We start from the raw sequence: 22,273 nt of genomic DNA, 5'->3' as shown, positions 1-22,273 counted from the left end.
TTCAGACCTCTCTGATGTCCTGGGCCGCCAGCTTCCACATGGGCGACTTGACCGCGTTGTACATATCACGGGCCAGGTTGACGAAGCCGAGAAACCCCATGTACGGTCCGTTGTGGTAGGCGTGGCCGTTGATGTAGGGAATGTGCATCTTTTTCACCAGCTCCCCAACCCGTGGCCCGGTAAAGATCACGTCCGGCCGAACCATATCGATCACTTCAAAAAATTCTTTTTCATTGGCGTCGTCGATATAGACCGTGCCAACCCTGCCGCGGGCAATTGCCTTTTCAAAATCCTCCTGATGGCCGAATTTGGAGGACATGGCCACCACCTCCACCCCGAGATCCTCTTCCACAGCCCGGGTCCAGTGCCAGAGACGGGGACCGCCGGTCCAGATAGCCATTTTTTTCCCGGTCAGCCGTTCGCGGTACCAGTCGAGTTGGGGTTTATATTTGGCGTACTCCTCCTCGATGAGTTGTTCCACCTTGTCTTCAATGCCAAAGAAGGCCCCGATTTTACGCAGGCCGTCGGCCATGTAGCGAAATCCCCAGGCATCCATATCCAGACGAGGGATGCCGTACCGTTTTTTTAATTCGTTGGCGATATAGCCGGCAGAACGGGCACAGTTGACCACGTTGAGCTGCGCCCGATGCATGCAGCGCAACTCATCATAGGTGGCATTGCCAGTAAAATGGGCAATGACCTGGATACCGAGACGATCCCAGTATTCCTGTAAAAGAAAGGTGTCGCCCTGGATGTTGTAATCGCCGATAAAATTGATGGTGTAGGGGCTGGTGATTTCCGGTTCAAGGGTACCGACCTTGTCATTCATCCAGGATATGTTCAGCACATGGTGCCCCTTGGATTGACTGACGCCGGCAAATCCGGGGCATTCTATGATAAAGATATCCACATCAGGTCGCTGATCCATAACCCTGCGGGCCACAGCGCGGGTATCATCGCCTATAAGTGCGGTGGTACAGGTCGTGTAGAGAAACATGCGTTTGGATTCTGGCATGGCGTCAAAGGCTTCGTTAATGCTCTTTTCAAGCTGTTTTTCGCCCCCAAAAATAACATGAGATTCCTTCATCCCCGAGGACCAGGCGTATTTGAGTTGGAAGTTATCGTTATCACTGATGTAGCGTTTAGTATGCCAGGTATCGTAGGCACAGCCTATGGGACCGTGAATCAGCTGGATCGTGTCCTTGATTACGGCTCCGATCACCAGTTTTGCACCGCAAAAACTGCAACCGCGTTCGGATAAGGTTCCTGGGATGGTCGCTACATTGGAGGCAGGGAGGAACATCGTGGTGTTTTCCCCTTCAGCCTTGATGTACACATGTTGCTCCCGTTCCGGGATGTCTTTATCGCATTCGAGCAATACCATCGGCATGGCGAGGGTCTCCTTTGTTGCTCATCGGCCATCGGGAGGGATTGGGGAACACCCAATTGATCCCTCTGATTGCCAATGATAAATAAACGTGTTGTTGTACCAAAACAATCCGCTGTTCGTCGTTTTGCCTGGTAAACAGCAAAGGATGTGCCATACAGCAAATCGGTTTCAAAGAGAGTAGAATCTCGTCGGATCAAACCAGACAACCACTTGTTTTATCGTACTATATTCTCTAATACCAAGGAGAGAGGGAGCCCCAAACTCCCCGGAAAATTTCTTTGTCACTTCAGGACCAAGCAGACCAATAGCACCATCAGGTACACCTCCCAGGCGATGGTTCCCATCGGTACACATGGTTCCCGTAAAAAAGGATGGGAAGTTCCCCAAAAAGAAACTGTCACCAGAATGCCCAATCCCCTCCTTCCTCTCGCTTTCTTCATTCCCTGCTCCAACCGATCGTTGCACTTGAGGTACAATTTTTCAGCCGATTGTACATGTCGGTGCATTCCAGCTGACATGCCATGGTCCCTCCTGCGGACAAGCCAAACCATCACCCTGTTATTCCGTTAAAACACCAGGAGAATTTAGGATGGCATATTTCTTGGTGAGGAAGACCCCAAACAAACAATTCTTGTTCGACAGCTGGCATTCAAAGGAGGAATACGTGAAAAACTGGACCAACAAGGCAATTTTTCCAATCGCACTCTGGCACTGCTTCAGCCTGCCCGCCTGGGGAAAAAATATTGAGGAAGAACAACCCAAAGAACTGGCCCCCATAATCGTTTCCGATGAGGCAGAAACGACAGAGGAACCCATATCAAGCCGATTTTACCTACCAGAAAGCGTGGAAGCGGTCGAGACCTTGACCAAAGAAGATATCCAGGCCATCCGCCCGCGCGATGTCAGCGATCTGATTGAGACTACACTGGGAATGAGCATCCGGCGGCAAGGAGCACGCGTCCATAATTTCTCCTTCAGCCGCGGCGACAGCGTCAGCGTCATCCTGGACGGCGTTTACCTGACTGCAACCGAGGCACGCCGCATCATTGGTGATATCCCTGTGGAAATGATCGATTCGATAAAATTTGTCCGTGATGCATCGGTTATCACCATCGGTCCGTTAATGTCGTTTGGCTCTGCATCGGGTGGTTCGCCCAATCAGGGGTTCATCATCATTGAAACCCGGAAAAAAGGACCGGACAGTCCATATGGAACCGAAGTGCGCTCCAGCTACGCATCCTATGACACCTGGAAATCTTCGGCATTCACAGCTCACTCGTGGATGGATGACCGTTTCACCCTCAGCGCCGGATATCAACGCAGCCAAAGCCAGGGCAAGGACGACTGGAACAACGGGTATACGGGAAACACCTGGTTGATGAACGGCGGCTTCAACAGCGAGGGATTTCAGGCAAGTGGTTCACTCTATTACAACGCGGCCTCAAGGGAGATCCAACGGGCCATTGGCTCCTACAGCGGTTCCACCAATTATCCCATCAGCGGGCCCACCCCCGCAGGGGTGCTCGACAAGAACATATGGGAATACGACCCAATAGACACCGTGCTTTTCGCCATAAATCTCAACCGATCATGGAATGCGCAGCACAATACCTCACTCACCTATGGATGGAACAGAACCGAAGCAACACTCTATGCCTACAACACCCTGACCGACAAAAGTACTGTGGCAGGCAGGGATGCGGAAGATCGATCCGAAGAGTGGAACCTGGCCCATGCCATAACCACCCAACAGAACACTCTGAAAATCGGTGGTCAAATCGTCTCCTGGCTCCAACGCTCTGAAGGAAAAACCACGCCGCGAGAGGAAAGAATTTATGGGATCTATGCGACTGATATCTATGCCTTCAACCCTACATGGTCTGTGGATGCAGCCATGCGCGTTGATAAGAAAAAAATTGTGCAAGGAGGGGACAAGTATCTTTCCAGCGGGACCGAAGTGCAACTTTCAGATGGGGAATGGACCGATGAGGCCTATGTCGTCTCTTTAGGCAATGCCTGGCAGATTGATCCGGTATGGAGAGTTACAGCCCGCTATTCATTTAATCTGACACCAACACCTGATGTCTTGACTACCGTCGACGACGCCACCCTCCCCGACGAGCAGCGACACCGGTATGAAGTTGGAATAGAGGCTAACTGGAGCAATGCCTTTCAAATGACGCTGACTCCATTTTACTATGCCATCAAGAACGCCAAGGTAGCCGACGGAACCATTACCACCGATACAGCGGGGAACCCCATCATTGATCCCACTACCGGTGAGGCTACCTCCTTGACCGTCTACCGTGCGGATAACCGGCAAAGATTTGGCTTTGAAATGAGCATCAGGGGACACTTATTGCGTGATCAACTCGGGTACGAACTAGGTTGGACCCATTTTGTCGACAGCAATGAGGATGGTATTGACGGCAATGAATTTCCTGAAAAGAAATACAGCGCCCGTCTCAATTGGCGTCATGGTGACTGGGAGTCTCACGCCACTGTTCTGTATGTCTCGCCGTATCTAAGTTATGGCTACACAGTGGGTGATTTCACCACGATCAATCTCAGCCTCTCTAAAAATTTTTCGGAGAAATTGACGATGGCAGTCTTTGGTCAAAATATCACCGATGAACAGTACGGAACCAACAACAAGGGATACCCGACTACGGCAAACTGGGGAGTGCTGCGCGATGTTGGAGCCACCTATGGCATCGAATTGGTCTATCGCTTTTAGGGTGTCTTGAATAATTAGATTTTTCAATCAAGGCCAGATAAGCGTAGACTTCGAGGATTGCGCAAAATTTTACCGCAGGCATATATATGATATCGGAGTCTTCGCTTACCTCCGAGGATAAAATTTTAAGCGTGACGAGGTAAGCGCCAGACTCCGGGGGATTGGAAGAAAAAGCAATTATTCAAGATGCCCTTTAGATTTCAGAATCCCCTACCTGTTTGCATACAGCTAAACCTGCCCCATACCCCTTTTCACCAATCACTGACCTTGTAAATAATGAAGAAACAAATAGTTACACTTACACGCAAGTTGATAGGTCTATGCCGTAAAGTGCAAATTTTCATTTCCCCATTTGATGAAGAAGAGAAAACAGCGCTTTCACGATTAAAGAGAAAAAACAATCTGACCCTGCCGATAGAAAGCGGTTTATGAGATGAAACATGTGCTAACAAGTGGATGGAGTTCATCTTTTCTTTCTGTGGTGCTGATCCACTCTTTCGGGAGTAGCCACCCGGTATGTGAAAGCAGATAATCCCCCCTTGAAAACGACAAAAAGCCCCCAATGCCCATCTCGAGCATTGAGGGCTTTTTGTTTTCCAGAAATGTGGTTGCGATTACGGCCAGGTGAGTGCCGACTCTGCGAAACTGGCAGGCTAGTGCCCACGCTGGCTGGTTAATAATCTGGTGGAAAAAAATGATTAGTTCATACCGGAAAAACTCTGATGCGCTGTGACCAGAGCCTCAATATGAGCATTGCAAGAAACTGCCTGTGCGGCTGAAATAGACGTCATTGATACTTTACTTGATCAACTCATTTAAAAATGTAAAGGCAATATTTTCTTTTTAAGAATTTTTTACAGTTTTCTCTTTTTTCACCTCAATTTTTTTAAAAAAATTTAGTATTATTCGTAAATTACCAACTAATTAAATCCTATAAAATGCTATAAAGACAGTGAAGAGAATCTTTTTATTATTGTTTACTTTTCACTTGTAAAGTGAACAGAGAATGACATAGAGTATCTTTTAAAACTAGTTCAGGTCCAATGAATACGAATAGAAATAATTACTAAAACAGGTGTAACATTGTTAAAATTCCTCATCTTTTCAGTTATATTCCCAATTCAAAAACAACAATCCACAATATCATCGATCCATTCCCCCGAATGCCTTGATACAAAAGGATTCTTCTTTTTGTAGCCATACAACACGTTCCTCTTTCCAGTAGAAAAAATTAAATAAAGCAATAAGAACCCAAGGTAGAGACAGCATTACGCGAGCCGTGTAAACCGTGAAGGCATTGGTATTCAATGTTTTCAAGCGTGTTCTGGCCATATCCGCACGTCAGACAAACGGTACGCACCTATCTCACCTTTTTTCATGATTTCAGACAACCACTGAGATCATCATATAAAAAAAAATCTTTTTTACCTGACTCAGCTTTTGGAGAGGATATCCCTTTGCTAGCCTTTGTTCTCAAAGGAACTCGAGGGGATCCCCTACATGTGAAATAATCGGAAAAAAGAAGGTTAACCATGCTGAAAAATTTAAAACTCGTTCCCAAACTGTTATCCATCGGTATTTTTCTTACTATGGTCCCGCTTCTCTCCATTTTGGTTTTTAACCATTTTCAGAATCGCAGCATCAATACCATTGCCAAGATAGAAACCGAAAAGATCGTCTACAATCAGCTTGAAGATATTCTCAAAGTCGTTGAGGCCAATATCGAGACACAGAAACATCTGGTCGACGAGAAGCTTCAACTCGCCTTGAAATTAGCCCGCAGCCTTGTGAACGACGAAGGCGGGATAGCCTATGGAAAAGCAGGCAAGGAGATCAAATGGACTGCGAGGAACCAATTTTCCCAAGCAACCACCACCGTCAGCCTGCCGGAATTATACGTAGGGCAGCAATGGCTGGGACAGACAACTTCCACAGGAGAAAAAGTTGCCATTGTTGACAAGATGAAAGATCTCCAGGGGGTCTCAGCCACCATTTTCCAAAAAATGAACGACTCCGGAGATATGCTCCGAGTCGCGACCAACGTTATAAACGCCGATGGTTCCAGGGCCCTCGGCACATACATTCCTCACCTCGATCCCGACGGTAAACCCAATGAGGTTATCACCACTGTGCTGAGAGGAGAAAAATTTGCCGGCAAGTCACTTGTTGTCAATAAATGGCTCGAAACCGCTTATGAGCCGATCTACAACAGCGACAGACAGGTTATCGGCATGCTCTCTGTCGGTGTTTTTTCGGAGCTGAACGAATTTATGAGGCGGGAAATCCTGGACACCAAGGTCGGCGAAACCGGCTATGCGTATATCCTCGATACTGATGGTCGCTATGTCCTTTCCCAGAACGGTGAACGCGACGGTGAAAACATCTTCCAGGAAAAAGACAGCTCCGGCAAGTTATTCATTCAAGAAATTATCAATAAAGCCGAGAAGCTGGGCAATGGCGAAGTAGGAGAACAGCTCTACTTATGGAAAAACCCTGGTGATCCTACTCCACGCATGATGATCACAAAATTTGTCTACTTTGCGCCCTGGCACTGGATTATCGCTGCGGGTTCGTATGAGGATGAATTGCTCGCCGTACCGCAAATGATGGCAGAAAATGGACGAAGGGCCACGAAAATATTCGGCACAGTTGCCGCGGTGGTCCTGCTCATCACCATCCTGGTGTGGATGTTTACTGCGCGCACCATCGCCGGCCCAATTGTCAAGATTGCCCGTACTGTCCATCACGTGGCAGAACATCGTGATTTCACCCAGAATGTTCCTACCGTAAGTTCAGATGAAATCGGTGAGATGGCAGACGCGTTGAACGCTTTGATCAAGCAGCTGCAAAACTCCTTCACAATTGTCAATACCGCAGCTCAGGATGTGGAGAACCGCTCCGGAAACGTTGCTCAGCGTGCTGTTGCAAACCGAGATCGTGCCGAGATGAATCTCAAGACAACCGAAGAGATGCAGTCCATTATCAATGAGATGGGACAAACAGCCGGCGAGGTCGCCGGGCATGCCGCCGCTCAGAAAGATCAGGCTGTTCTTTCCAGTCAAAAACTCCAAGGCCTGTTGCAGTCCATGGAATCGGTGGAACAGGCGACACATGTGCAGAACACGGAAGCCGGTACGGTTATCGCACGTGTAGGTGACATGGGTGATACTGGCGCCAAGGTTGTGGCCGCGGCGACCACCCAGGGGGAAGCGGTTCAGCAGGCCACCCAGGCTATCGAGGTCATGCAATCGGCTGTTGCCTCCCTCACCCAAGCAGCTGAAAGTTCCAAAGATCAAGGACAGCAGGTGTTACTCTCCGCCCAGGAAGGCCACGATACCATCAATGCAACAGTACAAGGTATGAAGGCTATTGCTGATTCATCGGAACAGATCTCTGAAATCATATCGGTTATCACGGAGATTACAGAACAGACCAACTTGCTTGCACTGAATGCTGCCATCGAGGCTGCTCGTGCCGGTGAGCATGGTAAAGGTTTCGCCGTTGTTGCTGACGAGGTTGGCAAGCTGGCGCAACGTTCCGCTGATGCTGCCAACGAGATTACCAAACTCATTAAAGACTCTACCAAACGAGTCGAGGAAGGAACAACCCTGTCGAACCAGTCACAACTTGCTCTGGAAAAAATTGCCCAGGGTGGTCAAGGAAACATTCAGGCTATTGAAGAAATCGTGCAGGTAGCTGAAACATTGGCCCTTAGCGCGAAAAACGTCCAGCAGATCATGACGGAAGTAAACACCTTCTCTGGAGAAATTATGGAAATGGCCGGTCAACAGGGTGCCCGCCGAGCTGCTGCCCAGGAAGCCCTCTCCAGCCTCATGGAACAGGCCAAGGCCATTGATACTCTTGTTGAACAATCCAATAAGCTTGCAAGCGAAGCGGAAAACGAATTGCAGACGGTGGTCGCCCGTTCGGAAGAAATCGATCAACTGACATCTGCCCAGGCCCAACGTTCCAAGAAAATTATCACGGCGACCGAGGATACCGCTCAAAAAGCGGTAGAGACCTTCAAAGGAACCGGCGAAGTTATCACCATTACCGAGGAAATGCAGAAGCTCTCCAATGAATTGGCCGACGAGGTCAGAAAATTCAAGATTCGTCAGGACGCTGCTGCTTAAGGGTTTGACTTATGGGAATCTTGAATAATTGCTTTTTCTGCCAATCCCGGCGTCATGCTTAAAATTTTATCCTCGGAGGTAAGCGAAGACTCCGATATCACACATATGCCTGCGGTAAAATTTTGCGCAATCCTTGGCCTTGATTGAAAAATCTAATTATTCAAGACACCCTTATACGATGCTCTCAACATTGAACAACAAGAGATATGCATAATGAACACTGCAAATGAGCTACGTAATACCGAGACAAATTCTGTCGATGCCTCAATGCAGCTGGTTGGTTTTGCCATAGGACGGGAATTATTCGGTGTAGATATTTTAAAGGTACGTGAAATCATCCGTGACGCACCGATAACCTCTATCCCTAATTCACCGGATTTTGTGGAAGGTGTGACCAACCTACGCGGCAACATCATTCCGGTCATCGACCTGCGTAAACGACTCAATCTTCTGGAACAGGATACAGAGGGAAGCAAAATATGGATTCTGATACTGGAGATTGAAGGGCGCATTACAGGATTTCGGGTCGACTCCGTATCCAAGGTGATCAAAATACTTGTCCGCAGTATCGAACCGCCACCGGAAATTGTAACAGCGGGTCTGGAGAGTCAGTATATCGACGGAGTCTGCGACATTGACGGAAGGCTTCTCATTCTACTCAACTTCGCACGAATCCTTCATGTCGATGAAATCAAACGTTTGAAGGCAATGACGGAATAAGAGAAGCAAGAGGAATGAGAGAGACAACCACGTTCTGAGAGGAATATCAGGTATGGGCAAACGGATTGTAGTTGTGGATGATTCCGCCATCATGCGCAAGATGGTTCGCAAACTCCTGGAAACAACGGAACACCAAATCACCGGTGAAGCAAAAAGCGGGATAGAGGCTATCGAGCAGTATAAAACACTCGCTCCCGACATCGTCATCATGGATGTAACCATGCGGGACATGAATGGTTTCGCCGCGGCCAGGGAGATTCTATCTCTTGATCCTGACGCCCGGATTATATTTTTCACCAATCTTGATAAAGACCAATATGCTGCACAGGCGACAGATCTGGGAGCTCTGGGGTTCGTCAACAAACATAACCTCGAAGAATTGCTGCCTCTGCTGCTGTAGTGCCAGCTGAAACGGAAAGCTCCATGCTCAACAAGAAACTGTTTGGCGCCCAGCCGCTGACACGAACTTTTGCAGGCCTCAGGGTGGTGTAATATGGGCAGGCTTCAACGACAGAATACCCGCATCTATGTGTGGCTCATATCTCTCATGATGCTCATCATTCCGCTCTGCATCGGATTGTGGCTTCTCATCCGTTTGGACAACCCAGCCTTCCAGGAAAGCTTGATTTCAGCGGTTTCCGCACAGTTGCCCTCTCACCTTGCACAGGGCATCGATCGCCATCCGGTGTCCGTTGTTTTGCAAACAATCCAAGTGGGGCTGGCATCACTCCTTGCCTTTCTCCTGATAGGAGGTGTTCTGGCGCTCACCTTTTTTTACCGCTGTCTGATTGGCCCAATGCTGCGCATGGCTTCGCTGGCGCGCCAGATCAGCGAGGGTAATCTGGATATCACTATGCCTAAAAACGGCTGTGCGGAGGTTAGAAAACTCGGTCAGCGTTTCGACGATATTTCCAGTACATTCCAGGAGCTTATTCTCCTGAGTTGGAACCATCTTCGGGACTCTTCAATCATACTTGACCGAGTTGTTGAACACGAAATGCTGCAAAACCCGGAAAAACATCTTCTGCAACTGCGCCAGGACCTCACGGCAATACAGCAAGACGTGCAAAAAATGGAACAGGTCATTACCTCCTTCACTCTCTATGATGTCCAGATCATAGACCAGTGCGCCATGGCGGGTGCAAAGACTGTGCTCGAAGGAACGGCACAACCAGGTGTCAGCACCATTTCGGAGGATGGACAGCCAACGAGGAGCTTACAATGATTGACCCTGAACTGCTTCCTGAGTTTGTCGCCGAAGCGAGCGAACATCTGGATGAAATGGAAGTGAACCTGATCAAGTTGGAAACTGATCCTGAAAATTTGGAAATCATCAATGATATTTTCAGAGACGTCCACACCATAAAAGGTTCCTCCGCCTATCTCGGATTAAGCGTGACCAGCGATCTTGCCCATAAACTTGAAAATATCCTTGAGATAGTACGTCAAGGCAAACGCAATGTTGACGCCTCTCTTGTTGATACGCTTATGGCCGCCCGTGACAGACTGTCCTCGTTGGTTGCTGATGTAGAAGGATATCAGGAGGAGCGAACGCAAACAGATGATCTTATCGAAGCAATCGAGCGTTCTTTAAACGAACCCGCTGAAAAATTGTTCAAAAAGGTTGCGAAAACGGTTGCGAATCCCCCCATATCCATCTCTGAAGAAGAGATCTCGCTCAGCCTGGACGATATTTTTGATTTGGAGTCAAACCAGGCTGATGTTGTAGCCGAGACAACCTCTTCGGTCGCTCATTCTCAAGCCTCACCCGGGCCAGCACCTGATCATGTGGGCACTTCTGGACAAGATGGGGCCAGCGATGCCGCAACTGAGACGATAGAAGAAACCGGAGAGGACCAGGAGCTGTTTGCAATTTATATTGAGCAATTACACCTGAATTTATCCGATATTCAAGAACTCGCCGCTCAGATAGCCATTTCTGAAGACCTGCACCAACTCTTAAGTGAGATCAGGCAAAAAATAGGGCGCTTAAACGGTTCAGCCAACTACATGGGGTATGACAAACTCGTCAGCCTCTGCAAGCGCTGGCAGGATACCCTTGCTACCTTTCAGGACCAACTCTCCTCCACTGAGGCCATCTCTCGCAACGATATTTTTCAGGAGGGCATTGCCACCTTTTTTCAGATTATCCAGCACTATTTTCCGCAGCTCGGTGAAATAGCACTGGTTGAAAACGCTCCTGCAGGAGTAGCGCAGCAAGCCGATGCACGACAACATGATGAAGAAGAGTTGACACTTGAGCTTGATGATATTTTTGATAGTCAAGAGGAGCAGCCCGATTTCCAAGAGAGGCCTGACGGCCCGCTACCGCAGAGCGAACCGGATCCCCTGCCAGCCCGGGCAGAACCTGCTTTGCAGGGGGAACATACAGAAAGCATCATTGATACGACAGAAGATGCAGAGCTTGTCGCGATTTTTATTGAACAGCTGCAACGCCATCTCCTGGAAATTCGGGAAGTTGGCGAGCAGCTTATTGCCTCAGATGAAAGGTCGGCGCTGCTTGTCGCAATCGATGAAAAACTCCAGCGTCTCAAGGCATCGGCCAACTATATGGGGTATGACAGCCTCGTTGGTCTCTGTGCGCGCTGGCAGAATACGTTGACTGGTTTCAGAGATCAGCTATCACTGACGGCTCCACCAACCTGTACGATGCTTATTGATGAGGGGATCAACACCTATTTGGCTACAATATCCAAACTCTTCCCTCAACTTGATACAGTGGCACCAATAGACATAGCTAAAGAAGCAGCAGCCCCTTGTTCCCCCTCCCCTGCTGCATCGCACAACCAGCCTCTCCACCAGAAACCCTCTGCATCTCAGCCTGAGAATGAGTATGAGGAGAACATAGACACGGAACTGTTTTCTATCTTTCTGGAACAACTCAAAGATAATCTTCAGGTGGTGCAAACCCTGGCGCATCAAATCCCAGCAAACGAAAACCCACAGGCAGTCCTTCATACCCTGACAAAAAAGATTACCCGTATTCGGGCAGCTGCCAACTATATGGGCTATGAAAAACTCACCGGACTTTACGACCAGTGGGTCGACGAACTCAAGGAACTGGATGATTCCTTCTCGCTCTTCCCAACGGGCACGGAATTGTCCAGTCAAATTGGTAACTGCATTGGGGAATATGCCAAAAAGCTCTACGATATTTTTCCACAAATACAAGAAAAAGAATCAACATCCCCCGTTCAGAGTCCAGCCCGGATGGAACAACAAATCGCTGTAACTCCCCCCTCCACAACAGAGCAACAACCGTCCCTTGATGCGGAAAAAGATAGTTCCTTAGTAGATCGTACCGAAGAGCTTTTCTCAAGCACTGCAGTGGACCAGGAGGAAGAGGACTTCCTTTCTGAAGAACCAACATTCCATGAAGAAATCGTTATCGGCGAAAAGCAAATGCTGGCTGATCGGCTTAGCGCCGCGCTCGATGACGCCTTGAAAACAGAGAGAACAGCTTCAATCGACCAGCAGCCCTCCCCCCCTGACAACAACCTGGGTGCACTTCTTGATCCAGAACAAAATGCAGAAGGTGTGTTGCATTGTTCTGAGGAGGAGAGCCAGGAGCACAAGGTTGTCTCCCTGCCACCCGAGCCTTCAGAATCAACGCAGCCAGCCCTCCCTTCTCCTGCCCCAGCAGAGAATGATCCGACCATGGTTGACGAGTTCCAAGGTGTGGAGCGGCGGAAAGGAGAGAGGAGGAAAACTGCAGAGTCAGGCGTTGAAAAGGTATTTCGTCAAAGCCTGCGCATTGATGCCAATAAAATTGACGAGCTGATGAACCAGGCAGGAGAACTGGTTATTAATCGTGCATGGTTTTCCCAACTCTTTAATGAGCTGCGAAGAATGGAGGTGCACCTGCAAAATATCCCGGAGTTAGACAAACGGGAGGTCAAACAGGTCAAAAGCTTTTCCTTCAAATTTCATGAGGCAATTGTAGCCCTGGGCAGAGTTGCCAATGAATTGCAGGAAGGCGTGATGAAGGTACGGATGCTGCCCATATCCCAACTGTTCAACCGCTATCCGAGGCTGATCAGAGACCTGGTGCATGACACGGATAAGGATATCGGACTTGTACTGCGCGGTGCAGATACCGAGCTGGATAAAATGATCATTGAAGAAATTGCCGATCCGCTGATCCATGTCATACGCAATGCAGTCGACCATGGCATTGAACCCGCCGCAACCCGCAGATCATTGGGCAAACCGGAAAAAGGGCTGTTGAAACTTGATGCCTATCACGAAGACAGTCACGTGGTTGTCGAGGTAACTGATGACGGACGCGGCATCGACCTTGAGGCGGTCCAATCAAAGGCCCTCGCAAAGGGGTTGATCAGCAAGGAGCAATTGGACGCTCTTTCTCCCAAGGAAATCACCGAACTCATCATGCGACCGGGTTTTTCAACCGCTGCCGAGGTGACCCGTACCTCAGGTCGGGGGGTCGGGATGGATGTGGTCAGGAAAAACCTGGAAAATCTCAACGGTACCATTGAGATTGACTCCCAACCCGGTCAAGGGACCAACATTCGCATTAAAATACCATTGACGCTTGCGGTTATAAAAGCCCTTCTGGTCAAGGTGGGGACCTCGCTGTTCACCATACCCCTGATAGCGGTTGACGAGACCCTGCAGGTGCGTGACGAGGAGATTCACAGTATCAAATCCAATGAAGTAATCTACCTCCGTGACAGCACCATTCCCCTGATTCGCCTTTCAACCATATTCAATCTGCCCATCCTTCACTCCCAGAGCGAAAACGATGAGAAGACCTTTGTCGTCATTGTGAGCGCAGGCAAGAGCCGGGTGGGGCTGGTTGTCGACGCCCTGCGTGGACAGGAAGAAGTCGTTATCAAGCCGCTGCCTGATTATCTCCGTGACAACAGAGGATTTTCAGGAGCAACCATACTTGGCGACGGACGCATCTCGCTTATTCTTGATATCCATGATCTGGTTCACCTCACCATTGGCAGACAAAACCGCAGGATCAACGAACCTGCAACGATGACATCCGAGAGTTAAGACTATGAACACCCCAGGCACAAAAAGCCGAGGATTTGTCGGAACCCTCAACAACGTCCAGCTCTCCGATATCCTCCAGATGTGCTGCATTGGCGGCACCAGCACCGCAATTCGTGTGACCAAAGACGGGCGAGAGGGCACTATCTACTTGGTTGAAGGGGAAATTGTCCACGCGGAGGCAGGCGATATATCGGGGGAAAAAGCGTTTTTCGCCATCATGGGCTGGAATCAGGGCAACTTTGAATCCATTCTCGGTCAGGTTCCCGATACAAACTCCATTGTCCAGAGTTGGCAGCATCTCTTGCTCGAGGCCTGCCGCAGGCAAGATGAGGACTCGCCGACGCAACCTCTAGCGAAAACAGACAAGGACAAGCCGTTCGCCGAAATCGAAGATACACGGATACGGGTGCTCATAGTCGATGATTCCTCCATGATGCGTAAGGCCCTTGCCACCATATTCGACGAGACGAATTTTCTCATTGTCGGCAGTGCAGCAAACGGCGCAGAAGCCCTTGATCTCATCCCCAGTCTCACCCCCGATGTGATCACTCTGGATGTCAATATGCCGGTCATGGACGGGATTTCAACGCTCAAGAGGATCATGATTCAATTTCCCCTGCCCACGGTCATGGTCAGCGCAATGACACAGGATGGTGCAACCATCACCTTTGATGCCCTGAAATACGGAGCCGTTGATTTCATCCCCAAGCCCTCACAACTGAGCGAGGACGATAAAGAGGAACAGATTAGACTTATCCGTGAAAAAATCCAACTGGCCTCAAAAGTATCCATCAATTCTGTGCGCTATATCCGCAGAGGGCGCCAGGAAAAACAACATATTCAGGGAGAGACAGAGCTGGAATATGTCGCCTGCATGGTCGCCGGTGAGGGGGGCTATGGAGCCTTGTTAAAGATTGTCCCCCAGTTGGACCCGAATCTGCCAGCAGCTTTTCTGGTCGTACTCTACGGAGCCACTGAGCATGTGGACGCATTTGCCCACTATCTTAACCAGCACAGCCAGATCACTGTTCAGCGTGCAACAAACGGCAATGCAGTGCAACCCGGGATCTGTTACCTCGTCTCCGGGCAGGAATATGCAACCATTGAACAGTCGGGCAGGGATCTATTGCTGCAGCTTACCCCCTCATCGTTTCCCAACCGCCGGGGGGCCGCAGATATCTTGATGATCTCGCTGGCGGAAAAATTCGGCCCCTCCACCGTAGGCATTACGCTATCAGGTGCATCCAGTGATGGCTCCGATGGTCTGAACGAGTTGCTGCATTCAGGGGGAAAGGCACTGGTTCAGTCACCCGAAACATGTCTCCTGAAAGAAATGGCCGAGGCAGCCTTGAAAAAATGTGACAGGGCTCTGGTGATTGCCGATGATGAGATAGCTGCTGAAATAACGCGCATTGTTCGTGCCAGGGCAAACTGATCGTATACAAAATTCCAATTCTCTCTCATCTCCAAAAAGGAAAAAGATGCCATACCTCCCCGACCATCCCAGCCTTGCAATGCATGTGGAAAAATTTGGGGATGAAAGCACTTGGAAACCAAAGGTCTATGGAAGAAAAAATTAAAGTACTGGTCGTCGATGACGCCGGCGTCATGCGTAGGGCGGTGGTCGACATACTGAATTCCGACCCCATGATCGAGGTGATCGATACGGCTGAGAATGGTTTGGTTGGCCTGGAAAAAGCTCAGCGACTTCAGCCGGATGTGATCACTCTGGACATGGATATGCCGGTCATGAACGGGATCAGTGCCATTCGCCACATCATGATCAAATGTCAAATTCCGATCGTTGTCCTCAGTTCCCTTTTTGCCGACGGCGCCATCACTTTTGAGGCCCTGCGGCTGGGGGTGGTCGATTTTGTTCCCAAGCCCTCCGGTGCTGTTTCCAGAGACCTCAACAAGGGAAAAGAGATGATCATCGACAGGGTGAAGCTGGCCGCCGCGGTCAAAGTCGGCAACATCCATCGAGCCAAGCTCCCGTCCCTTTCAGAAAACAAACCTGAGAACTCCAGCCGGGAAACCCTTCCTCCTGAAGCGCTGGTCATTATCGGTACCAATCTCTGTGGACCGAACACGGTTATCCGTATGATTGCAACCCTTCCGCCTATACTACGGGCCGGTATCGTGGTTATTCAGGATATATCCCTCAAAATACTGGCAACCTTTGCAGAACAATTCGATAAATCCGTTCCCTGGAAAATTCATGCCCTGCAGGAGGACACGATTATTGAACCAGGAAGGTGCTATATCGGCTCAACGGAAACCTCACTGAGTTTTACCACCTCAACTGAAGGCAAACCGCTGGTCTTGGTGGGAGGTCCCGTAGATAGGCCTATTGATCTCCTCTACAGCTCAGCCGCTGCAACTTTTCAGGGCCCTATTGTCGGTGTTTTGTTAGGCGGCATAGGCGATGACGGCGCTGAAGGGCTGGGCATGATCCAGCGTCATCAGGGAACGACCCTGGTTCAGGACACCCATTACTGCGTCTTTCCCAATTTGACCGAAAACGCCATCAGATGCGGCGTAGCCGATAAGATTGTCAAGGACCGTGATCTTGCTGCCGCGGTCCAGCAAACACTTGAATCATGATTCCAGCTCCCTGATATCTGGGGGCCCAGAGGGATTGTTGAATTCTATCGTTTCGATGCCTGCGGTAAAATTTTGAGCACACCTTGACCTTGATTGGAAAATCTAATTATTCAAGGCACCCATAAAAAGTACTGAGGAAAAAGGCAATGTTGTTTGTCTGTAAGGGATGCGGAAAAAAATACCGGTTGAAAACCGATGCAGCACCCGCGAATCTTGACCGACTTCGCTGCAGACAGTGTGGGGAAGGCGTACGACAGGTAAAAGAGACGAATGCAGGGGAACTCTTCTTTTTTGATCGCGACAAAGCCCTGCACGGTTTTGCCATGGACAACATCATTGTCTTCAGCAACCAGAAAGGCGGTGTGGCTAAAACGACCACCTGCCTGAATTTGGGCTTATCTCTGGCGCTTTTGAAAAAAAAGGTGTTGCTCATTGACTTTGATGGCCAGGCAAACCTCAGTCTGTCATTGGGCTACCAGGATCGAAACTCCTTCTTTGAAATAGTCGATACAAGGGTCAAAGATTTCAGCTCTCATATTATTGCCACCCGCTATACAGGCCTCTATCTGCTTCCCTCCAACATGAACATGGCGCTTTTGAATAAGCGGTACCTGAGTCGTCAATTCTTTGAATTTCTGCTGCGTGATCGCCTCAATCAGTTAGGCGAGTCATTTGATTACATCCTGATTGACACACCTCCCTCCATAGAATTTTTTACAATGAACGCCCTAACAGCAGCTCAGATGGCCATCATCCCCTGTCAGTGCGAATTCCTTGCCACCCATGGCGTGACCAAAATCAAAAAACTGATCGAGCAGATCCAGGCCAAGACGAACCCGGGCCTTACTTTTCGGATTCTCATCACCATGTTCGATGCCAACGAAACCGCCTCCCAGGTCGTATACGAAAAACTGCAGCAACTCTATCCTGGAAAACTTTTCACGACGCTTATTGGACGTGACAGTAAAATAAAGGAGGCCCAGATCCTTTCCCTGCCAGCGATCGTCTACGACCGTGAGAGTACGGCGGCCCGGCAGCATATTCTTCTGGCCAAGGAAATACTTGACTCTATGCCAACGGCATTGTCCTCAGAACAGAACACAGATAAACAGAGCCCTATCATAGCGGGGTAAGGACAACCACTTGGCTGATATGAAAATACTTTCCCGGTCATTTATTTTGCCATTGCTCACCTTTTGTGGCGCTATCGTCATTTGGGAGCTGACTATCTGTTTCAGTGGTTGGAAGACCCAAGTTTTTCCTGATCCCTTGACCGTTGTCACCAGCATCGGGCAATTGATAGCCAATGGGACCCTTGTCAAACACACCATTGCCAGCCTGTTTCGCGTTACTGCAGGGTTTTACCTTGCCATCTTTCTGGGAATTCCTCTGGGGATGGTACTTGGCCGTAATACTTTCCTGCTTTGCGCCTTGAATCCACTGATTCAGTTCATGCGCCCAATCTCTCCTCTTGCCTGGATTCCCATTGCCATGCTCTGGTTTGGTATTGGTGAACCACCGGCCGTTTTTCTTATCTTTCTCTCCAGCTTTTTCCCACTGGTCGTCTCCACCACCCTGGCAGTCAGCTCCATCAACCCTACCTACTTCCAGGTTGCCGCCAACTTTAACCTTACTCGCTGGGAAGTCATCAGCAAGATTATTGTTCCTGCCATGCTTCCTGAAGTGATCACAGCCTTGCGTATCACTCTGGGAATCGCTTGGCTGGTTGTGGTCGCGGCGGAAATGATCGCTGTGGATTCTGGGCTGGGCTACCTGATTCTCGATTCACGCAATGCCCTGCGCATGGATTATGTCATGGCAGGTATGGTTGTTATCGGACTGATCGGCCTTGCACTTGATATGGCCATGAAAAAACTGGGAAAAGCCGAGGCTGTCGCCTGGGGCACCTTTTCCCAATAGGATTTTGCCAATGAGCCATATCATTCTTGCCGGTTTGTCGAAAAAATATAGTGAGCGCAGAAAAAAGATCAGGGATGCGGGAGAGCAGCTGCAAGCTCAGTCATTCCAAGTGCTCAAGGATATTGACCTTGAATTTGAAAACGGTGAGATGGTCTGCATTCTCGGACCTTCCGGTTGTGGCAAATCAACGCTTCTTCGAATTATTGCAGGCTTTGATCAGGCTACCTCAGGCAGCGTGCTCATTGACGGTAAACAAATCCAGGGACCAAGCGAAGATCATATTTTCGTCTACCAGCACAGTGCCCTATTACCCTGGATGACGGTGAGCGAAAATGTTGGTTTGGGGTTGCGGAGTATCAGAGAAGAAAAGCAGCGTGAGGAAAAAATTCAAGAGTACATCGACATGGTGGAACTGAACGGATTTGAATCCCGATATCCTTATGAGCTTTCCGGAGGCATGCAACGGAGGGCCGAACTTGCTCGCGCATTGGCAGTGGACCCCAAAACCCTGTTTATGGACGAACCTTTTACAGGCCTTGATTTTCTCACCCATATGCGTATGCGTGAAGAGGTTGTCATGATGCACCTCTACACTGAAAAATCTGTTCTCTTTGTGACCCATGATATTGATGACGCCCTAGTCATGGGGGATCGTATCGTCATCTTAGGTGGACGTCCGGCAACTGTCCTCTTAAGCCGTAAGCTGACCTATCCCCATCCGCGAAAGATCACGAGCGAACCGGAACTGGTCGAACTCCGCAGAGAAATCTTTTTCATGTTGGGAGTACCGGATGCGGTGTGACGCTTTAAGAAACAGCCTGCGTAACACAATTCCGGCAGCGGTGCGTGTTCCCCTCATTGCTCTTGGCTGGTTGCTGCTCATCAGCCTACTCCACTATCAGCTCAACTTTCAATCGAAAGGCAGCCGTCCAATTGTCCATATGGGCTATATGCCAGTCATAACCAACATGGCCGCGCCATTGCTTGATTATGCCTCCCAGGAAGACTCTGATATTCGTTTTTCTGCACTGAAATTTGCTTCCTTCGCCGAAATGGCTGAAGCCCTGCGTGATGGAAATATCGAAGCCGCCTTTATCATTGCGCCCCTGGCCATTGTTCTCAAACAGCAGGGAGAGGATGTTAAGGTGGTGTATATCGGTAACCGTCACGAAAGCACTTTAGTCGCCAGGGCCGATCTTCAAGCACGTTCCATCTCGGACCTCGCTGGACGAACTGTGGCCGTGCCCATGCGCTACTCAGGCCACAATCTGAGCCTGCGCCAGCTTGCAGAATCAAATCACCTGGGTGATACAGTTAAAATTGTGGAAATGAACCCTCCTGATATGCCTGCAGCGCTCATTTCCGGATCGCTGGACGCGTATTTTGTGGGAGAACCCTTTGCCGCCAGGACCCTGCAAAACGGGCAGTCTCATTCCCTTTTCTATGTTGAGGATATCTGGCCAGACTTCATCTGCAATGTCATGTTGGTCAAGCAGTCCTTTATCGACGCTCACCCCAAGCTGGTCGAGCAACTGGTGCAAGGGGCGGTTCGTTCAGGGTTGTGGGCGCAGGATAATCTTGCTTCTGCCGCCGAAATTGCGGCCTCCTACTGGAATCAATCCCCAGAGCTGGTCACTTACGCGTTGACCACTCCAAAACATAACAGGGTCGTTTTTGATCGGTACATTCCTAAAGCAGACGAGTTGAAGCAGATGGCGAAACTCATGGTGCATTATGAGCTCAGCCAAAGCGATGACATAGAAGGATTGGTTGACGATCGCTTTGCCCAAGAGGCCTCTCTTTATGGCATTGAAGGGATTGATACCATTTTACCCCCAACGTGTACACGCACAGCAAACCCATGACAGATACACTCCCCACAAATAACGAATGCAGAGAATGGAGTCGAGTGGAGAAGACAGCCACTCTCCAGGTCAAACAACTGAGCTACCCTCTTGCATCTGGCCCTGGAGCACCAGGCATTTTATGCAATATCAGTGATGAGGGACTCTGTTTTTTTATAGAAACAGCCTACAAGGAAAAAGACCAGCTCTGTCTCAGTATCGACCTGTTGGGCTGGCAACATCACAGGCAAGGCGTTTCTCAACTGGTTAACGAAAGTATGGTCAAGGCTCCGCTTACGGCCATAGCAGAGGTTGTCTGGTCGAAAAAGGACCAAGGAGAGAAGCGTTTTGAGATCGGGGCCAGGTTTGTGGATATTTTTGAAGACGACCACAAAGCATTGAAAGCGTATCTGGCCGGTATTCGCCAATCGCTTGCGCAAAACCTATGAACAATGTCCTCGGCTTCCAAACGACTTTTGATCTGAGCAACGGAAGATGATCGTTTTTTGTGAGGAATGCGGAAAACGTTACGATGTCGATCTGGACGCAGCCCAAGGTCTGTACCACAGTTTTCACTGTCAGGAATGCAACCTTCTCATCACAATCTCCAAAGAACGCCCCTCAGAAATTATAAGCCCCGATGTGGCTCTAAAAAACCAGCTGGTCGCAGTGACTACTGCCCCGACACCCAAAAAAAGAATTCTGGTTGTTGATGATTCCAAACTCTTTCGACGCATTATCAGAGATATTCTGGAATCAGATGGAACCATGGAAGTGGTTGGCGAAGCATCGAATGGTCATGAGGCCCTGCAACGCAACCAAGAATTACACCCTGACCTGATCACCCTGGATGTAAACATGCCCGGCATGGGGGGCACTTCGGCGCTCAAACGATTCATGTTGACCCACCCCTGCCCCGTAGTCATTATCAGTAACTTGAGTAATCGTTCTCAGGAGACCATTATTGACTTTCTTCGTCTGGGTGCGGTGGATTTTCTGGTCAAACCCCGACACGAGCAGGATCCCGAAGAGGTACGCCAACATTATCTCAAAACCATTCATGATGCAGCAAAGGCACATGTCGAGCATTTTAGACTGTTGTCGCCTCCCCCTCCCCTCGAAAACCTTATAAAAAAGCCAGCCAACCGGGTTCCCTGTCAGCGGTTAGCCATTATTATCTCCGGAGCTGGCGGCATTGCTGAGCTTTTTCCTCTTTTAGTCAAAATTTCAAGTGAATTTGCAGGCAGCCTTCTTGTGCTGCAAACCATGCCCAGCGTCCTGCTTGCGCCTCTGGTGCATTACATGAATCAAATTTGCCGTATTCAGGTAGTGCCTCTGACCAGCGAAACACCACTTCTTGCAGGACAGTGTTACCTCAGCACTGCTGCTGGCTTTACTCTGCAAAAACACACGAACGGAATCGTTCTCACCATGCCTGATTCCTTCCCTGCCTCACCTGGAAGGAGACAGGGGATAGATCCCCTCATTCGCTCTGTAGTCGATCACTTTGCCGGTACCGTTTCCCTGAATTTTTTCTCAGGGGCAAAGCTCTGCTCTCTGGACACACTCCGCTTTTTCAAAGCTGAGCACCGAAAAATAACCATCAAACATCCCCTCAGCTGTATGCTACGAGAGGCTCTGGAAGAGATAGAGGCATCAGGACTGGCAGATGCCGTGTCTCCACCGGAAAGTCTCCTGGAGACAATCATGGAACATCTGCCCCCTCACGGTTAGTGTTTAACATTTTGCGGCGGTAATTCGATCATAAAGCGTGTCGCGATTCATTTTCAAAATCTTCAAAATTAGACAGCCTGGTTTGTCGTTGTTGTTCAAGTGCTTCAGTCAGGATGCAATGGAGGAGGTCCTGCTCCCCTCTCTCTTA

Annotated in this window: 15 protein-coding genes; 14 read left to right on the top strand and 1 reads right to left on the bottom strand. The window is 49.4% G+C overall.

Annotated elements, in window-relative coordinates:
* Window position 1 precedes the first annotated feature (1 nt).
* A complete protein-coding gene (vnfD, locus tag JWJ90_RS07370) occupies window positions 2–1,390 on the bottom strand; it encodes a nitrogenase vanadium-iron protein, alpha chain (RefSeq protein ID WP_205226560.1) in 1,389 nt (462 codons plus the stop codon).
* 664 nt (window positions 1,391–2,054) lie between these two features.
* Between vnfD and JWJ90_RS07365 the strand changes: the two genes are divergently transcribed.
* The 14 genes from JWJ90_RS07365 (at window position 2,055) to JWJ90_RS07300 (ending at window position 22,125) form a co-directional block, all read left to right on the top strand.
* The gene (locus JWJ90_RS07365; RefSeq protein WP_338032300.1) at window positions 2,055–4,127 is read left to right on the top strand and encodes a TonB-dependent receptor plug domain-containing protein; all 2,073 of its coding nucleotides are present in this window, start codon (window positions 2,055–2,057) and stop codon (window positions 4,125–4,127) included.
* Window positions 4,128–5,659: 1,532 nt separating this feature from the next.
* Complete coding sequence (locus JWJ90_RS07360; protein ID WP_205226558.1) at window positions 5,660–8,260, top strand: methyl-accepting chemotaxis protein; 2,601 nt, start codon at window positions 5,660–5,662, stop codon at window positions 8,258–8,260.
* Window positions 8,261–8,473: 213 nt separating this feature from the next.
* The gene (locus JWJ90_RS07355) at window positions 8,474–8,980 is read left to right on the top strand and encodes a chemotaxis protein CheW (RefSeq protein WP_205226557.1); all 507 of its coding nucleotides are present in this window, start codon (window positions 8,474–8,476) and stop codon (window positions 8,978–8,980) included.
* A gap of 52 nt (window positions 8,981–9,032) precedes the next feature.
* Window positions 9,033–9,380: a response regulator gene (locus JWJ90_RS07350; RefSeq protein WP_205226556.1), complete on the top strand. Its 348-nt coding sequence runs from the start codon at window positions 9,033–9,035 to the stop codon at window positions 9,378–9,380.
* A 93-nt stretch (window positions 9,381–9,473) separates the two neighbouring features.
* Window positions 9,474–10,205 carry a HAMP domain-containing protein gene (locus JWJ90_RS07345; protein WP_205226555.1) on the top strand — a complete coding sequence of 244 codons (732 nt, stop codon included), beginning with the start codon at window positions 9,474–9,476 and terminating at the stop codon, window positions 10,203–10,205.
* A complete protein-coding gene (locus tag JWJ90_RS07340; protein WP_205226554.1) occupies window positions 10,202–14,023 on the top strand; it encodes a chemotaxis protein CheA in 3,822 nt (1,273 codons plus the stop codon). Before JWJ90_RS07345 ends, JWJ90_RS07340 begins: the two co-directional genes overlap by 4 nt.
* 4 nt (window positions 14,024–14,027) lie before the next feature.
* On the top strand, window positions 14,028–15,458 hold the full coding sequence (locus tag JWJ90_RS07335) for a chemotaxis protein CheB (RefSeq protein ID WP_205226553.1): 1,431 nt from the start codon (window positions 14,028–14,030) through the stop codon (window positions 15,456–15,458).
* Window positions 15,459–15,586: 128 nt separating this feature from the next.
* On the top strand, window positions 15,587–16,627 hold the full coding sequence (locus tag JWJ90_RS07330) for a chemotaxis protein CheB (RefSeq protein WP_205226552.1): 1,041 nt from the start codon (window positions 15,587–15,589) through the stop codon (window positions 16,625–16,627).
* Window positions 16,628–16,773: 146 nt separating this feature from the next.
* The gene (locus tag JWJ90_RS07325; RefSeq protein ID WP_205226551.1) at window positions 16,774–17,760 is read left to right on the top strand and encodes an AAA family ATPase; all 987 of its coding nucleotides are present in this window, start codon (window positions 16,774–16,776) and stop codon (window positions 17,758–17,760) included.
* A 19-nt stretch (window positions 17,761–17,779) separates the two neighbouring features.
* The gene (locus JWJ90_RS07320) at window positions 17,780–18,547 is read left to right on the top strand and encodes an ABC transporter permease (RefSeq protein WP_240194814.1); all 768 of its coding nucleotides are present in this window, start codon (window positions 17,780–17,782) and stop codon (window positions 18,545–18,547) included.
* 10 nt (window positions 18,548–18,557) lie between these two features.
* A complete protein-coding gene (locus JWJ90_RS07315; protein WP_205226549.1) occupies window positions 18,558–19,349 on the top strand; it encodes an ABC transporter ATP-binding protein in 792 nt (263 codons plus the stop codon).
* On the top strand, window positions 19,339–20,412 hold the full coding sequence (locus tag JWJ90_RS07310; protein ID WP_205226548.1) for an ABC transporter substrate-binding protein: 1,074 nt from the start codon (window positions 19,339–19,341) through the stop codon (window positions 20,410–20,412). Before JWJ90_RS07315 ends, JWJ90_RS07310 begins: the two co-directional genes overlap by 11 nt.
* A complete protein-coding gene (locus JWJ90_RS07305; RefSeq protein WP_205226547.1) occupies window positions 20,409–20,840 on the top strand; it encodes a PilZ domain-containing protein in 432 nt (143 codons plus the stop codon). Before JWJ90_RS07310 ends, JWJ90_RS07305 begins: the two co-directional genes overlap by 4 nt.
* A 46-nt stretch (window positions 20,841–20,886) precedes the next feature.
* Window positions 20,887–22,125, top strand: a complete 1,239-nt coding sequence (locus tag JWJ90_RS07300; protein ID WP_205226546.1) for a response regulator — start codon at window positions 20,887–20,889, stop codon at window positions 22,123–22,125.
* The last annotated feature ends 148 nt before the right edge of the window (window positions 22,126–22,273 follow it).

Origin of the sequence: Desulfobulbus rhabdoformis (assembly GCF_016919065.1) — a bacterium.
Lineage (GTDB): Bacteria > Desulfobacterota > Desulfobulbia > Desulfobulbales > Desulfobulbaceae > Desulfobulbus > Desulfobulbus rhabdoformis.
This window is presented reverse-complemented; position numbering and strand designations above follow the sequence as displayed.

Coding starts and splice junctions, on each gene's coding strand:
- JWJ90_RS07320 (WP_240194814.1), top strand. CDS start 17,780: ATGAAAATACTTTCCCGGTCATTTATTTTGCCATTGCTCACCTTTTGT.
- JWJ90_RS07345 (WP_205226555.1), top strand. CDS start 9,474: ATGGGCAGGCTTCAACGACAGAATACCCGCATCTATGTGTGGCTCATA.
- JWJ90_RS07305 (WP_205226547.1), top strand. CDS start 20,409: ATGACAGATACACTCCCCACAAATAACGAATGCAGAGAATGGAGTCGA.
- JWJ90_RS07325 (WP_205226551.1), top strand. CDS start 16,774: ATGTTGTTTGTCTGTAAGGGATGCGGAAAAAAATACCGGTTGAAAACC.
- JWJ90_RS07355 (WP_205226557.1), top strand. CDS start 8,474: ATGAACACTGCAAATGAGCTACGTAATACCGAGACAAATTCTGTCGAT.
- vnfD (WP_205226560.1), bottom strand. CDS start 1,390: ATGCCGATGGTATTGCTCGAATGCGATAAAGACATCCCGGAACGGGAG.
- JWJ90_RS07310 (WP_205226548.1), top strand. CDS start 19,339: ATGCGGTGTGACGCTTTAAGAAACAGCCTGCGTAACACAATTCCGGCA.
- JWJ90_RS07350 (WP_205226556.1), top strand. CDS start 9,033: ATGGGCAAACGGATTGTAGTTGTGGATGATTCCGCCATCATGCGCAAG.
- JWJ90_RS07360 (WP_205226558.1), top strand. CDS start 5,660: ATGCTGAAAAATTTAAAACTCGTTCCCAAACTGTTATCCATCGGTATT.
- JWJ90_RS07315 (WP_205226549.1), top strand. CDS start 18,558: ATGAGCCATATCATTCTTGCCGGTTTGTCGAAAAAATATAGTGAGCGC.
- JWJ90_RS07300 (WP_205226546.1), top strand. CDS start 20,887: ATGATCGTTTTTTGTGAGGAATGCGGAAAACGTTACGATGTCGATCTG.
- JWJ90_RS07335 (WP_205226553.1), top strand. CDS start 14,028: ATGAACACCCCAGGCACAAAAAGCCGAGGATTTGTCGGAACCCTCAAC.
- JWJ90_RS07330 (WP_205226552.1), top strand. CDS start 15,587: ATGGAAGAAAAAATTAAAGTACTGGTCGTCGATGACGCCGGCGTCATG.
- JWJ90_RS07340 (WP_205226554.1), top strand. CDS start 10,202: ATGATTGACCCTGAACTGCTTCCTGAGTTTGTCGCCGAAGCGAGCGAA.